This is a genomic window from Butyrivibrio sp. (genome assembly GCF_017940685.1).
Lineage (GTDB): Bacteria > Bacillota > Clostridia > Lachnospirales > Lachnospiraceae > Butyrivibrio.
In genome coordinates this window covers 1-13,489 of record NZ_JAGAYD010000104.1, presented here as the reverse complement: position 1 = coordinate 13,489, position 13,489 = coordinate 1, and the positions used below count along the sequence as shown (strand labels likewise).

At 43.0% G+C, this 13,489-nt stretch carries 25 protein-coding genes; 1 reads left to right on the top strand and 24 read right to left on the bottom strand.

Translation table 11 applies throughout. The annotated features are described in order from the left end of the window. The 24 genes from J6I68_RS06595 to rpsJ form a co-directional block, all read right to left on the bottom strand. Positions 1 to 272 (bottom strand): M24 family metallopeptidase (locus tag J6I68_RS06595; protein WP_292218701.1); only part of this gene is annotated, 272 nt, incomplete at its 3' end. 7 nt (positions 273 to 279) lie between these two features. Then, positions 280 to 924 (bottom strand): adenylate kinase, encoded by a 645-nt coding sequence (locus J6I68_RS06590; RefSeq protein ID WP_292218699.1) that lies wholly within the window; start codon positions 922 to 924, stop codon positions 280 to 282. An 88-nt stretch (positions 925 to 1,012) separates the two neighbouring features. After that, complete coding sequence (gene secY / locus J6I68_RS06585; RefSeq protein ID WP_292218697.1) at positions 1,013 to 2,332, bottom strand: preprotein translocase subunit SecY; 1,320 nt, start codon at positions 2,330 to 2,332, stop codon at positions 1,013 to 1,015. Beyond that, entirely contained in the window at positions 2,332 to 2,772 is a 441-nt protein-coding gene (rplO, locus tag J6I68_RS06580; RefSeq protein ID WP_022764369.1) for a 50S ribosomal protein L15, read from the bottom strand. Before rplO ends, secY begins: the two co-directional genes overlap by 1 nt. A gap of 99 nt (positions 2,773 to 2,871) precedes the next feature. After that, the gene (gene rpmD / locus J6I68_RS06575; protein WP_120739748.1) at positions 2,872 to 3,063 is read right to left on the bottom strand and encodes a 50S ribosomal protein L30; all 192 of its coding nucleotides are present in this window, start codon (positions 3,061 to 3,063) and stop codon (positions 2,872 to 2,874) included. Positions 3,064 to 3,085: 22 nt separating this feature from the next. Then, positions 3,086 to 3,595, bottom strand: a complete 510-nt coding sequence (gene rpsE, locus J6I68_RS06570; protein WP_026652520.1) for a 30S ribosomal protein S5 — start codon at positions 3,593 to 3,595, stop codon at positions 3,086 to 3,088. Positions 3,596 to 3,613: 18 nt separating this feature from the next. After that, positions 3,614 to 3,982 (bottom strand): 50S ribosomal protein L18, encoded by a 369-nt coding sequence (gene rplR / locus J6I68_RS06565; protein ID WP_292203333.1) that lies wholly within the window; start codon positions 3,980 to 3,982, stop codon positions 3,614 to 3,616. 21 nt (positions 3,983 to 4,003) lie between these two features. After that, positions 4,004 to 4,543: a 50S ribosomal protein L6 gene (gene rplF, locus J6I68_RS06560; protein WP_292203332.1), complete on the bottom strand. Its 540-nt coding sequence runs from the start codon at positions 4,541 to 4,543 to the stop codon at positions 4,004 to 4,006. A 15-nt stretch (positions 4,544 to 4,558) separates the two neighbouring features. Continuing rightward, the gene (gene rpsH / locus J6I68_RS06555; protein WP_013280010.1) at positions 4,559 to 4,960 is read right to left on the bottom strand and encodes a 30S ribosomal protein S8; all 402 of its coding nucleotides are present in this window, start codon (positions 4,958 to 4,960) and stop codon (positions 4,559 to 4,561) included. 143 nt (positions 4,961 to 5,103) lie between these two features. Continuing rightward, positions 5,104 to 5,289, bottom strand: coding sequence for a type Z 30S ribosomal protein S14 (locus J6I68_RS06550; protein ID WP_022764364.1), 186 nt, complete (start codon positions 5,287 to 5,289; stop codon positions 5,104 to 5,106). Between the two features lie 19 nt (positions 5,290 to 5,308). Beyond that, positions 5,309 to 5,851, bottom strand: coding sequence for a 50S ribosomal protein L5 (rplE, locus tag J6I68_RS06545; protein ID WP_292203331.1), 543 nt, complete (start codon positions 5,849 to 5,851; stop codon positions 5,309 to 5,311). A 22-nt stretch (positions 5,852 to 5,873) separates the two neighbouring features. Then, positions 5,874 to 6,203, bottom strand: a complete 330-nt coding sequence (gene rplX / locus J6I68_RS06540) for a 50S ribosomal protein L24 (RefSeq protein ID WP_292203330.1) — start codon at positions 6,201 to 6,203, stop codon at positions 5,874 to 5,876. Positions 6,204 to 6,215: 12 nt separating this feature from the next. Then, on the bottom strand, positions 6,216 to 6,584 hold the full coding sequence (gene rplN / locus J6I68_RS06535) for a 50S ribosomal protein L14 (RefSeq protein ID WP_013280006.1): 369 nt from the start codon (positions 6,582 to 6,584) through the stop codon (positions 6,216 to 6,218). Positions 6,585 to 6,605: 21 nt separating this feature from the next. Beyond that, the gene (rpsQ, locus tag J6I68_RS06530; RefSeq protein ID WP_013280005.1) at positions 6,606 to 6,860 is read right to left on the bottom strand and encodes a 30S ribosomal protein S17; all 255 of its coding nucleotides are present in this window, start codon (positions 6,858 to 6,860) and stop codon (positions 6,606 to 6,608) included. Positions 6,861 to 6,889: 29 nt separating this feature from the next. Beyond that, a complete protein-coding gene (rpmC, locus tag J6I68_RS06525) occupies positions 6,890 to 7,099 on the bottom strand; it encodes a 50S ribosomal protein L29 (RefSeq protein WP_034443867.1) in 210 nt (69 codons plus the stop codon). Beyond that, entirely contained in the window at positions 7,096 to 7,527 is a 432-nt protein-coding gene (gene rplP / locus J6I68_RS06520; protein ID WP_292218695.1) for a 50S ribosomal protein L16, read from the bottom strand. Before rplP ends, rpmC begins: the two co-directional genes overlap by 4 nt. Continuing rightward, positions 7,527 to 8,198 carry a 30S ribosomal protein S3 gene (gene rpsC / locus J6I68_RS06515; protein WP_022772933.1) on the bottom strand — a complete coding sequence of 224 codons (672 nt, stop codon included), beginning with the start codon at positions 8,196 to 8,198 and terminating at the stop codon, positions 7,527 to 7,529. The genes rplP and rpsC overlap by 1 nt, the downstream gene beginning before the upstream one ends. Positions 8,199 to 8,217: 19 nt before the next feature. Next, entirely contained in the window at positions 8,218 to 8,613 is a 396-nt protein-coding gene (rplV, locus tag J6I68_RS06510) for a 50S ribosomal protein L22 (RefSeq protein ID WP_199712415.1), read from the bottom strand. A gap of 30 nt (positions 8,614 to 8,643) precedes the next feature. Then, positions 8,644 to 8,934, bottom strand: coding sequence for a 30S ribosomal protein S19 (gene rpsS / locus J6I68_RS06505; RefSeq protein ID WP_022764356.1), 291 nt, complete (start codon positions 8,932 to 8,934; stop codon positions 8,644 to 8,646). Between the two features lie 11 nt (positions 8,935 to 8,945). Then, the gene (gene rplB / locus J6I68_RS06500; RefSeq protein ID WP_292218693.1) at positions 8,946 to 9,788 is read right to left on the bottom strand and encodes a 50S ribosomal protein L2; all 843 of its coding nucleotides are present in this window, start codon (positions 9,786 to 9,788) and stop codon (positions 8,946 to 8,948) included. A 99-nt stretch (positions 9,789 to 9,887) separates the two neighbouring features. Continuing rightward, entirely contained in the window at positions 9,888 to 10,187 is a 300-nt protein-coding gene (gene rplW, locus J6I68_RS06495; protein ID WP_120739735.1) for a 50S ribosomal protein L23, read from the bottom strand. After that, positions 10,187 to 10,810, bottom strand: coding sequence for a 50S ribosomal protein L4 (gene rplD / locus J6I68_RS06490; RefSeq protein WP_292203328.1), 624 nt, complete (start codon positions 10,808 to 10,810; stop codon positions 10,187 to 10,189). The genes rplW and rplD overlap by 1 nt, the downstream gene beginning before the upstream one ends. Before the next feature lie 26 nt (positions 10,811 to 10,836). Beyond that, positions 10,837 to 11,520 (bottom strand): 50S ribosomal protein L3, encoded by a 684-nt coding sequence (rplC, locus tag J6I68_RS06485; RefSeq protein WP_292203327.1) that lies wholly within the window; start codon positions 11,518 to 11,520, stop codon positions 10,837 to 10,839. Between the two features lie 140 nt (positions 11,521 to 11,660). Continuing rightward, positions 11,661 to 11,972, bottom strand: a complete 312-nt coding sequence (gene rpsJ / locus J6I68_RS06480) for a 30S ribosomal protein S10 (RefSeq protein WP_013279995.1) — start codon at positions 11,970 to 11,972, stop codon at positions 11,661 to 11,663. 535 nt (positions 11,973 to 12,507) lie between these two features. On the opposite strand from rpsJ, the gene J6I68_RS06475 reads away from it, so the two are divergent. Beyond that, on the top strand, positions 12,508 to 13,371 hold the full coding sequence (locus tag J6I68_RS06475) for a class I SAM-dependent methyltransferase (RefSeq protein WP_292218691.1): 864 nt from the start codon (positions 12,508 to 12,510) through the stop codon (positions 13,369 to 13,371). Positions 13,372 to 13,489: the final 118 nt, after the last annotated feature.

Below are 13,489 nucleotides of genomic sequence, written 5' to 3'. Positions count from 1 at the left end.
TCACCCTCCACAAGGATCCTGTCTTTACTTGGTATTCCGTGAACGACCTCGTCATTCACTGATATGCACACAGAAGCGGGAAATCCCTCATAATCCTTACAGTTGGGTATTCCCCCAAGCCCACGGATCGTCTTTTCACCTATCTCATCAAGTTCATAGGTGGAAATGCCTGGTCTTAGAGCGGCGTGAAGTTCTTCATGAACCTTAGCCAAAAGACGTCCCGACTGCCGCATAAGCTCTAATTCTTCATCGGTTTTAATTGTAATAGCCATTTTTTCCTTATGCGTTCAGAATATTAACAATGTTATTGAATACTTCCTGCATATCCTTAGTACCATCGACTGTCTTAAGAATGTTCTTCTTGTCGTAGTACTCGATAAGTGGCTGAGTCTGCTCGTGATAAACTGATAGCCTGTTCTGAACTGTTTCAGGCTTGTCATCATCTCTCTGAACAAGCTCGCTGCCACATGTATCACATATTCCCTCTTTCTTAGGTGGAATATGCTCAATATGATAGGTAGCACCACACTTAAGGCATGCTCTTCTTCCTGACATTCTGCGAACGATGTTCTCATCAGGAACATCTACGTTGATGGCAAAATCAACCTTGTCGCCGAGCTTAGTAAGCTCTTTGTCAAGAACATCTGCCTGTGGAATAGTACGTGGGAATCCATCAAGAACATATCCGTTCTTGCAATCCTCATTAGCAACTCTGTCGAGAAGGATCTCAACAGTGAGCTCATCAGGAACAAGCTGTCCCTTATCCATGTACTCTTTAGCCTTTTTACCAAGATCTGTTCCGTTCTTGATATTTGCTCTGAAAATGTCGCCAGTTGAGATGTGCGGAATGCCAAACTTGTCCGCAATCATCTTGGCCTGTGTTCCCTTACCTGCACCAGGTGCACCTAACATAATAATTTTCATACTCATTCACCCTTCTCTAAAATTAAGATAAGAGGTTTAGGGGCCTGCGTCAGTGCAGGTCCCTGCGCCTCTTACATTGTATCATAGCTTAATCTTCCAAGAAACCCTTGTAATTGCGCACAAGCATCTGTGATTCAATCTGCTTGATCGTCTCAAGTATAACACTTACTACGATGATAAGACTGGTACCACCAAATGATACACGTGCTCCAAATACACCATTGAAGAAAATAGGAAGCACACCGATAATTGTAAGTCCGCATGCGCCAATGAAAATGATGTAGTTCAGGATACCAGTGAGATAATCACTGGTGGGCTTACCTGGTCTGATTCCAGGGATGAATCCGCCCTGCTTCTTAATGTTCTCTGCAATCTCTATAGGATTGAATGTAATCGATGTATAGAAATATGCAAAGAAGATAAGCAAAAGAATATAAACAATAAGTCCGATTGAATAATTCCAATGGTTAGGATTGCACCAATTACTCTGATTGAGATATGCTACGAACCTGCCCCATGCACCACTTCCGTTATAGCCAGTAAGCTGAGTAATGATGATTGGGAACTGGAAAAGTGACATAGCAAAGATAATTGGCATAACACCTGCAGTATTGACTTTAAGAGGGATCTCTGAACGATTTCCGCCATAAGTCTTTCTGCCCTGTATCTTCTTAGCGTACTGAACAGGGATTCTGCGCTCTGCTCCGTTAAGAAGAACAACAAGGATTACCATTGCAACTATAACTGCAATAATTACAACTGCTGCAACTACTCCCCTAGCAATAGGTTTTCCGAGCACGAACTGCTCGAAAAGTGAACTGATATCTGAAGGCATTCTGGAAAGGATGTTAATAGTAAGTACTATTGAGATACCATTTCCTACCCCGTTTTCGGTGATTCTCTCACCAACCCACATCAGGAATGCACTACCAGCAGTAAGTGCTGCAACAATCTGAACTACAAGGAAGATTGACTGCTCTGTTAAGAAGCCTGTGTTCCTGTAGAAACCGATTGCCATTGCGATGGACTCGATAAGCGCTAAAGCTATAGTAATATATCTTGTAAGCGCTGTAAGCTTCTTTCTTCCGTCCTCACCATCTTTCTGCCACTCCTCAAACTTAGGAATAGCAATTGTAAGAAGCTGAATAATAATGGAAGATGTGATATATGGTGTGATGTTGAGAGCAAGGATTGACATGTTCTCAAATGATCCACCAGTAAATCGATCCATGAAGCCAAAAGCATCACTATCTGTAAGTCCTGAGAACCAGTTACGGAAAACTGCTGTATTCATTCCAGGTACAGGAATAGCAGATCCGAGCCTGATCACACAGAGCATAAGAAAAGTAAATAGAATCTTAGTTCTAATTTCTTTGACTTTCAATGCATTCATTAGGGATTTAAACATTAGATCACCTCTGTTGTTCCACCAAGTGCCTCGATCTTCTCTTTAGCTGCTGCGCTGAACGCATTTGCTTTAACCGTAAGCTTCTTAGTAATCTCGCCATTTCCAAGGATCTTTACGCCATCAAGCTCTTTCTTGATGATTCCCTGATCCTTAAGTGCCTGAACATCTACAACTGCTCCATCCTCAAATACGTCAAGGGCGCATACATTGATACCTACGATATTCTTGTGATTGATATTCTTGAAGCCTCTCTTAGGAAGTCTTCTGAACAGAGGCATCTGACCACCTTCGAAACCAGGTCTTGGAGCTCCTGAACGAGCCTTCTGTCCCTTGTGTCCCTTACCAGCAGTCTTGCCATTTCCTGAACCATGGCCACGGCCTCTTCTAAAATTATCGCTCTGTACAGACCCTTCAGCAGGTCTTAAGTTGGATAATTCCATGATATTCCTCCTTATAAATGCCGGAACCCCCAGCGCTATACGCAGCCCTAGCCACTCGCACCTTCGAAAACCGGTCCCGGATACATGTTTTTAGTGTAATTAGATCTCTTCTACCTTAACAAGGTGCTTGATCTGCTGAATCTGTCCTCTTGTTGCAGGATTGTCAGGCAGCTCAACGCTACTGTTAAGTTTCTTAAATCCCATTGATTTTACAGTTGCTACCTGCTTAGGCACAGCACCAATTGTAGACTTAACCAATGTGATCTTAAGCTTCTTCTCACTGTTTGCCATTGATTTTCTCCTTAGTCAAAAGTTATGCGGTTACTTCTGCTACTGACTTACCGCGCTTTGCTGCAACTTCTTCAGGTGTCTTTAACTGTGCAAGTCCATTGATTGTAGCATAAACAACATTCTGCTTGTTGTTTGAACCAAGTGACTTTGTTCTGATGTTTCTGATACCAGCAAGCTCACAAACTGAACGAGCTGGACCACCAGCGATGATACCAGTACCTTCTGGAGATCTCTTAAGAAGAACTTCAGCTGAGCCGAACTTTCCTACGAAATCGTGTGTAATACTGTTGTTCTCATCAAGAGGAACAGTAATAAGGTTCTTAGTAGCATCCTCTTTACCCTTACGGATAGCATCTGGGATTTCAGTTGACTTACCCAGACCAACACCAACGTGTCCGTTGTTGTCACCAACAACTACAAGTGCTGTGAACTTCATGTTACGTCCACCCTTAACAACCTTTGTAACACGCTTGATGGTAACTACTTTATCTGTCAATTCAAGCTGACTTGCATCAACGATATTACGCTTCATTTGAAAATTTCTCCCTTCTTAGAATTCTAGGCCAGCTTCTCTGGCAGCCTCGGCAAGAGCCTTAACTTTTCCGTGATAGATGTATCCTCCTCTGTCGAAAACAACAGTCTTGATACCCTTCTCTAAAGCTCTCTTTGCAACTACATCGCCGATCTTTGTTGCTGCTGCTGTGTCATCTGTATTCTCAAGCTCAGCCTTGATATCTTTTTCAAGAGTTGAAGCAGATACAAGTGTCTTGCCGCTCTCATCATCAATAACCTGTGCGTAAACGTGGTTGTTGCTTCTGAATACAGCAAGTCTTGGTCTCTCAGCTGTGCCGCTGAAACGATTACGAATCCTCATGTGCTTTTTAGCACGAACTTTTGATCTTGATTCCTTACTAACCATTTTGCACTCTCCTTATCTCAATTATTTCTTACCGGTCTTACCAACTTTACGTCTGATAACCTCATCAGCATACTTGATACCCTTGCCCTTATATGGCTCTGGAGCTCTCTTTTCTCTGATGATTGCAGCGTGCTGTCCAACCTTTTCTTTGTCAATTCCCTTAACTGTGATTGTCTGTCCCTCTACAACTGTCTCGATTCCTTCTGGATCCTCAAGCTCTACAGGGTGTGAATAACCAAGTGTCAGAGAGAGTGTCTTGCCGTTCTTAGCCGCTCTGTAACCTACACCGTTTACTTCAAGCTTCTTCTCGAAACCATCTGTAACACCAACTACCATGTTGTTAAGAAGGCTTCTTGAAAGACCATGTAATGCTCTTGTTTTCTTCTGGTCATCAGGTCTCTTAACCTCGATGTTGCCATCTTCCTGTGAAAAAGAAATTTCTGCAGGGAAAACTCTTGTAAGGGTTCCCTTAGGTCCCTTTACAGTCACCTTATTATTTTCTGCAACTTCTACTGTAACTCCAGCAGGAACTGCGATTGGCATTTTTCCGATTCGTGACATGCCCGTACCTCCAATTTACCAAATGAATGCAAGAACTTCGCCACCAACCTGGAGCTCTCTTGCTTTTTTATCAGTTACAACGCCCTGGTTTGTAGAAATGATTGCAATACCAAGACCACCTAATACTCTAGGAAGCTCATCCTTGCCTGCGTATACACGAAGACCAGGCTTTGAGATTCTCTTAAGTCCTGTGATAACCTTATCATTTCTGTCAGCACCATACTTAAGAGTGATGTGAAGATTCTTGAAAGCGCCATCTTCAACAACATCAAGCTTCTTAATATAACCCTCTTCTAAAAGGATGTTAGCTATAGCAAGCTTCATCTTTGAAGAAGGAACATCAACAGTGTCATGCTTTGCAGTATTTGCGTTACGGATTCTTGTAAGCATATCTGCAATAGGATCATTCATTGCCATTTTTATATTTGCCTCCTTAATTATTCTTGCTTCGCCTTACTACTACCTGAATTGAGCAGAGACACGAAGCCGCAATGTTTTAGTTTAAATATTGTGATCCCCCATCCAGGATCACTTAGATTTTCTGCGTCAGCAGAAAATCTTTACCAAGATGCCTTGCGAACACCAGGAATCTCACCCTTATATGCAAGCTCACGGAAGCAAATTCTGCAGATTCCGTACTTTCTAAGATAAGCATGAGGACGACCACAGATCTTACAACGGTTATATGCACGTGTTGAGAACTTTGGTTTCATCTGCTGTTTCAACTTCATGGATAATTTAGCCATTTTGTTCTATTTCCTCCTATCAGTTCTTTGCAAAAGGCATATTGAACAGTGTAAGAAGCTCACGAGCCTCCTCGTCTGTCTTAGCAGTTGTTGTGAAAATGATGTCCATACCTCTTGTCTTATCGATCTTGTCATACTCGATCTCAGGGAAGATGAGCTGCTCTTTGATACCAAGAGCATAGTTTCCTCTACCATCGAATGAGTTAGGGTTAATTCCTCTGAAGTCACGTACACGAGGAAGAGCAAGATTTACAAGACGATCAAGGAAATCGTACATCTTGTCGCCACGGAGTGTAACCTTACATCCGATAGGCATGCCCTCTCTTAACTTGAAGTTAGCGATAGACTTCTTAGCCTTTGTAATAACAGGCTTCTGACCAGAAATGATGGTCATATCGTTAGCAGCGTTCTCAAGAAGCTTAGCATTCTCTTTAGCCTCACCAACGCCCATATTGATAACGATCTTGTCGAGCTTAGGTACCTGCATAACGTTCTTGTAACCGAACTTCTTGGTCATAGCATCAACAATCTCATTTTTGTATAAATCCTTATATCTACTCAACGCTTTCTACCTCCTTTCTTAATTAGTCGATAACCTCGCCAGTCTTTTTAGCGATACGGTTCTTCTTTACAACCTTACCATTCTCGTCCTTCTCTACCTTGAAGCCGATCTTGGTAGGCTGTCCCTTGTGAAGGTAAACTACGTTAGAGATATCAAGAGCAGCTTCTCTCTCGATCACTCCGCCGTTAGGATTCTTTGCTGAAGGCTTCTCATGATGTGTAGCCTTGTTAAGACCCTCAACAACAACCTTTCCGTTCTTTGTATCAACAGAAAGGACCTTGCCTTCCTTACCTATCTCTTTACCAGCGATAACTTTTACGCTATCACCCTTTTTGATCTTACTTGTTGACATCTAGGCGCCTCCTTATAATACTTCAGGAGCAAGAGAAAGAATCTTCATGAACTTCTTCTCACGAAGCTCTCTAGCTACTGGTCCAAAAATACGTGTTCCCTTAGGCGTACCATCTTCATTGATAACAACAGCAGCGTTCTCATCAAATCTGATATAGGAACCGTCCTTACGACGAGTCTCTTTAACTGTACGAACGACAACAGCCTTAACAACGTCACCCTTCTTTACAACTCCACCGGGTGTTGCTTCTTTTACAGATGCAACGATTGTGTCGCCGATTCTCGCATATCTTCTTGTAGATCCGCCCATAACACGGATTGTAAGGAGCTCTTTAGCACCTGTGTTATCAGCGACCTTAAGTCTACTTTCCTGCTGAATCATGATATTTCTCCTTTTTTGATATTACTTTGCACGTTCAATAATGGATACGAGTCTCCATCTCTTATCTTTGGAGATTGGTTTTGTCTCCATGACCTTAACTGTGTCACCAATGCGGCACTCGTTGTTCTCGTCATGAGCCTTAAGCTTATATGTTCTCTTTACGATCTTCTTGTAAAGAGGGTGCTTAACATGGTCCTCAATGGAAACTGTGATGGTCTTGTCCATCTTATCGCTTGTTACTTTTCCAACACGCGTTTTTCTTAAATTTCTTTCCACGATCTTTTCTCCTTATAACTTCCGCTTACTTAGTTAGCTGCTTTAGCATTCTGTGTGATAACAGTCTGGATTCTTGCAATATTTCTTCTTACTTCTTTGATTCTTGCTGTATTATCCAACTGGTTTGTAGCGTTCTGGAATTTCAGATTGAAAAGTTCCTTCTTAGCTGAAACAAGCTCTGTCTGAAGCTCTTCAGCTGACTTAGCCATAAGCTCTGTTACATACTTATTTGTCTTCATTTAGATACACCGCCTTCCAAATCAGCCTTTGAAACGATCTTGCACTTGCAAGGAAGCTTGTGTGTCGCAAGACGAAGAGCTTCTCTCGCATCTGCCTCGGCAACTCCGCCGATTTCGAACATTACACGACCAGGCTTAACAACAGCTACCCATCTATCAGTTGCACCCTTACCAGAACCCATACGTGTTCCGAGAGGCTTTAATGTGATAGGCTTGTCAGGGAAAATTTTGATCCAAACCTGACCACCACGCTTGATGAAACGTGTCATAGCTACACGGGCTGCCTCGATCTGGTTTGAATTGATCCAGCAAGGCTCAAGCGCAACAATTCCGAAATCACCATAGGTGATTGTATTACCACGAGTAATTTTATGAGCCATTGAACCGCGGAACTGCTTGCGGTGCTTAACTCTCTTTGGCATTAACATTATTTATCGCTCCCTTCCTTATCTGAACTCTCACCTGCTTTGGTTGGAAGTACTTCACCCTTATAGATCCATACCTTAACACCAACCTTACCGTAGGTTGTATCTGCTTCAGCAAAACCATAATCGATGTCTGCTCTAAGAGTCTGAAGAGGAATAGTACCCTCGCTGTAGAACTCTGAACGAGCGATATCAGCACCGCCAAGACGGCCAGAGCAGCATGCCTTGATACCAAGTGCATCTGTCTTCATTGTTCTGCTCATGCATGACTTCATTGCTCTTCTGAATGATACACGGTTCTCAAGCTGCTGAGCGATGTTCTCTGCAACAAGCTGTGCATCCTTATCAGGCTTCTTGATCTCTTTGATGTCAACAAGAACCTTCTTGTCTGTGAGCTTTGAAAGCTCCTTCTTGGTTACTTCGATCTCAGCGCCGCCCTTACCAATTACTACGCCAGGCTTAGCTGTGTAAACGATAACCTTTACTCTGTCTGATGCTCTCTCGATCTCGATCTTAGAAACACCAGCTGCATATAACTTCTTCTTCAGAAATTTTCTGATATTGTAATCTTCTACAAGATTATTGGCAAAATCGCCAGACTCAGCATACCACTTTGAATCCCAATCAGCGATAACGCCTACTCTGAGACCATGAGGATTAACTTTCTGTCCCATTTTTTGCTTCTCCTTTCAATTATCTCTCGTCCAAAATAACAGTCAGATGACTCATTCTCTTGTTGATTCTGTATGCTCTGCCCTGTGCTCTAGGCTGAATTCTCTTCATGATAGGGCCATTGCTTGCGGTGCACTCAGCAACATAGAGATTAGTTCTGTTCATGCCCTTGTTGTTCTCAGCGTTAGCTACTGCGCTGCTAAGGAGCTTGTAGATTACGCTTGATGCATATCTTGGATTGTACTGGAGAATTGCCAGGGCAGTCTCAACATCCTTTCCTCTGATGGCATCCATTACGAAGCACGCCTTCTGAACTGGTATTCTTGCGTAAGATAACTTAGCAAAAGGTCTTGTCTCTCTATTGTCACGATTTCTGTTTCTCTTGATTTGTGATCTATGCTTAATTTCCTTTTCCACGTTAATAGACCTCCTTTCATTGAATCACTATTAGTTTATGCTGCTCTTTCTCTCGACGGGAGAATTTCCAGCATGTCCTTTGAATGTTCTGGTAGGAACGAACTCACCAAGCTTGTGTCCAACCATATCTTCTGTAACATATACAGGAATATGCTTTCTTCCGTCATGAACAGCGATTGTGTGTCCAACAAAAGACGGGAAAATTGTAGAACGACGAGACCAAGTCTTGATAATCTGTTTCTGGCCCTCTGCGTTCATAGCATCTATCTTCTTTAACAGGCTTGCGTCTGCAAAAGGTCCCTTTTTAAGTGATCTAGACATTTTATTCCTCCTTATTTGATGGCTTTACCGTTTCTTCTTCTTACGATGAGCTTGTTTGAAGCCTTCTTAGCTTTTCTTGTCTTATAACCAAGAGCTGGCTTACCCCAAGGTGTTGAAGGACCAGAACGTCCGATAGGTGCTCTACCTTCACCACCACCGTGTGGATGGTCGTTAGGGTTCATAACAGAACCACGAACTGTAGGACGGATACCCATGTGACGAATTCTTCCGGCTTTACCATAGTTGATAAGGTTGTGATCACCATTTCCTACTACACCGATTGTTGCTCTGCACTCGATAGGAACCATTCTCATCTCGCCTGAAGGAAGACGAAGTGTTGCGTACTTACCTTCTTTAGCCATGAGCTGTGCAGCGTTTCCAGCTGAACGAACCATCTGTCCGCCCTTGCCAGGATAAAGCTCGATGTTGTGAACGTTTTCACCGACAGGAATCTGTGAAAGTGGAAGGCAGTTACCAACTCTGACCTCTGCATTTGCACCGTTCACTACTGTCATGCCATCTGTTAATCCGTTAGGTGCAAGGATGTAAGACTTTGTTCCATCCTCGTACTGGATAAGCGCGATGTTAGCTGATCTGTTAGGATCGTACTCAATTCCGATAACCTTTGCAGGCATATCGTCCTTATTTCTCTTGAAATCTATAATTCTGTACTTAACTCTGCCGCCACATCCGCGATGTCTTACTGTGATCTTACCCTGATTGTTACGACCAGCCTTGCTGTTCTTTGAAACAATGAGTGATCTCTCTGGAGTCTTCTTTGTGATCTCTGAGAAATCTGATCCAGTCATGTTTCTTCTGGATGGGGTATATGGGCCGTATTTCTTAATTCCCATGATTTATTTCTCCTTTGTTTTTTATCACGTGACTAGTGAATATCACTTGGACCCTGGACTCTTGTAGGGGGATCCGCACGTATAATCATCAGTTATGAATTAGAGTCCCTGGAAGATCTCGATGTCCTTGGAATCCTCTGTGAGCTGAACAATTGCCTTCTTAGTCTTAGCTGTGAAACCAACTGTCATTCCACGTCTCTTCATCTTGCCATCAGCGTTGAGGGTGTTAACCTTCTTAACCTTAGCTCCCTCGAACATCTTCTCTACAGCTTCCTTGATCTGTGTCTTGTTAGCTTCAGGATTAACAAGGAAAGTGTACTTCTTCTCTGCCATGCCTGCCATGCTCTTCTCTGTAAGAACTGGCTTAAGGATTACGTCATAATACTGTAATGCTGCCATTAGCAATACACCTCCTCTATCTTAGCAACTGCATCCTTTGTAAGGACCAGTGTTCTTGCGTTTACGATATCGTAAACATTAAGTGTGTTTGTAAGTGTTGTGTTTGCCTCAGCGAGGTTTCTAGCTGAAAGAACTACGTTCTTATCGTTGTCTGCAAGTACTACAAGAGCCTTACGTGTAGCCTTTAAGTTGTTCATTACCTCTGCAAACTTCTTAGTCTTGATCTCGTCGAACTTAAGCTCGTCAACAACGATGAGGTTGCCTGCCTGAGCCTTGTCTGTAAGAGCAGACTTAAGAGCAAATCTCTTTTCCTTCTTGTTCATCTTGAAAGAGTAATCTCTTGGAACTGGAGCGAATACAACTCCGCCGCCCTTCCACTGAGGTGCTCTGATTGAACCCTGTCTAGCGTGACCTGTTCCCTTCTGTCTCCAAGGCTTTCTTCCGCCTCCTGAAACTTCAGAACGTGTCTTAGCTTTCTGTGTACCCTGGCGGTTATCAGCGAGCTGCTGAAGTACAGCCATGTGTACGAGATGTTCATTTACTTCAACTCCGAAGATAGCATCGCTTAAATCGATCTTGCCAACTTCTTTGCCTTCCATATTGTAAACAGATACATTAGCCATCTGTATGGTCCTCCTTTCGCGTTCTATTAGTTAGTGGCCTTTACGGTCTCTTTGATTGCAACAAGTCCCTTCTTAGGTCCTGGGATTGCGCCCTTAACAAGAATAAGATTCTTGTCAGCGTCAACTCTTACAACCTCAAGATTCTGAACTGTTACCTTAACACTTCCCATGTGACCAGGCATTCCCTTGCCCTTGAATACGCGGCTAGGATCTGAACTTGAACCATTAGAACCCTGATGACGGTGGAACTTGGAACCGTGTGCCATAGGTCCTCTGTGCTGACCATTCTTCTTAATAGCACCCTGGAATCCTTTTCCCTTTGATACTGCTGTAGCATCAATCTTATCGCCTTCTGCGAAGATATCAGCCTTGATCTCAGCGCCAAGTGCATAATCAGCAGCATTCTCGAACTTGAACTCTCTTACATATCTCTTGCAAGAAACTCCAGCCTTCTTGAAATGTCCCTGCTCAGCCTTTGTAGCGCCATGGCGATGGTAGATTGTCTTGTTACCATTCTTGTCCTTGTTAACAACCTTTTCCTTCTTGTCAACAAATCCAACCTGAACTGCGCTGTAACCATCGTTCTCAACTGTCTTAACCTGAGTTACTACGCATGGTCCTGCCTGAAGAACAGTTACAGGAACCAGTGAACCATCTTCTTTGAAGATCTGGGTCATTCCGACCTTAGTAGCTAAAATAGCCTTCTTCATGTGTTTTACCTCCTTATTACGTCTACAGCGGATGCTTACTTCATTCGCAATGTCGTCAATTGTCAGTCGACAATTATCCAGTTATCACGGCATCATGCGTCTCGCATCATACTAGTAGAGGTGATCATTAGTTACATTTATTATTTCATCTTGATATTGATGTTTACACCTGCAGGCATCTCGAGTCTCTGAAGAGCCTCAACTGTCTTAGATGTAGGTGTGATGATATCGATGAGTCTCTTGTGTGTTCTCTGCTCGAACTGCTCTCTGGAATCCTTGTACTTGTGAACCGCTCTTAAGATAGTAACAACTTCCTTCTTAGTAGGAAGAGGTACTGGTCCACTTACCTGAGATCCGTTCTTCTTGACTGTCTCGATAATCTTCTTGGCAGATGCATCAACAAGCTGATGATCATAAGCCTTAAGTGTAATTCTCATTACCTGATTTGCCATAAAAAAAGTCGCCTCCTTTTCGCACTTTTTGAACTAAGTACGACAAGCGGTGACTGTACACTCTCCCGTGTGTGTCCTGACCCTTTACACAAAGTAAGGCATAGAACTCTTACACGTCGTTTCTGCCTAGTTGGCAGACTCAAAATTGTCTGTACAGTGACTTGTCGTCAGTTTGGTTGGCCTTATGTTCCGGCCTCTAGACATTCGCTCCACGGAAAACCTGCTTAACTGGATAAAGCAGCAACCTCACGCTTCATAGCTATCATGTCACAGCGTTTGTTAGTATAAAGCATAATTTGTGCAAATGCAACAAGTTTTTAAAAATTAATCACTTTTAATATAAAATCAGCCTTTTACAACTATTTTGCTTGATCTATTTTAATCTATTTGCCGTTTCAGATGCCAAATAAAGTATATTGTAGTACAATGCACAGTGCATTTTTACCAAAAGCTTAACTATCTTATCATTAATGTATAGAGATAACCATAAACCTAAGGTAAAATGATATTAAATATATTATAAGGAAGAAACACTATGTGGATTGCAGATAATTGGAAAGACTATGAAGTAATAGATACTTCTTCAGGTGAGAAGCTGGAGCGCTGGGGAGACTTCTTATTAATACGACCAGATCCCCAGGTAATCTGGAACACAGACAAGAATCATTTCGGATGGAAAAAACCTAACGGCCACTACCACAGAAGCAGCAAGGGCGGTGGTGAATGGGAGTTTCACAATCTCCCTGAGGAATGGACAATAAACTATGGAGATCTGACCTTTAACCTAAAACCCTTCAGCTTCAAGCACACAGGTCTTTTTCCTGAGCAGGCAGCTAACTGGGATTGGTTCTCTTCACTAATAAAGAAGGCAGATCGTCCTATCAAAGTCCTTAACCTTTTTGCCTACACAGGCGGCGCCACAGTATCAGCCGCCAAGGCTGGCGCCAGCGTAACTCATGTTGATGCCTCCAAGGGTATGGTAGGATGGGCAAAAGAAAATGCCGCTTCCTCAGGGCTTGCTGATGCTCCCATCAGATATCTGGTTGATGACTGTAACAAGTTTGTTCAAAGAGAAATAAGAAGAGGAAACAAATACGACGCCATCATAATGGATCCTCCTTCATATGGAAGAGGTCCAAAGGGCGAGATCTGGAAGATCGAGGAATCAGTTTTCCCATTCATCCAGCTCACAAGTCAGCTCCTGTCAGATGATCCTCTTTTCTTCTTAATTAATTCATACACCACAGGACTTCAACCTGCAGTACTTTCTTACATGCTTCACACAGTCCTTGATCCTATTCACAAGGGAACCGTAGAGGCTAATGAGATCGGACTTCCTGTAAAGAATAACGGCCTTGTTCTTCCCTGCGGAGCCAGTGGAAGGTGGACAGCCAGGTAAGAAACAAAAATAAGACACGGGGGCGATTTGCTGACACGGGGACGGTTCTACTGCTGACACGGGGACGGTTCTACTGTCAGGTTTTATTTTATAAAACCTGACAGTAGAACCGTCCCCG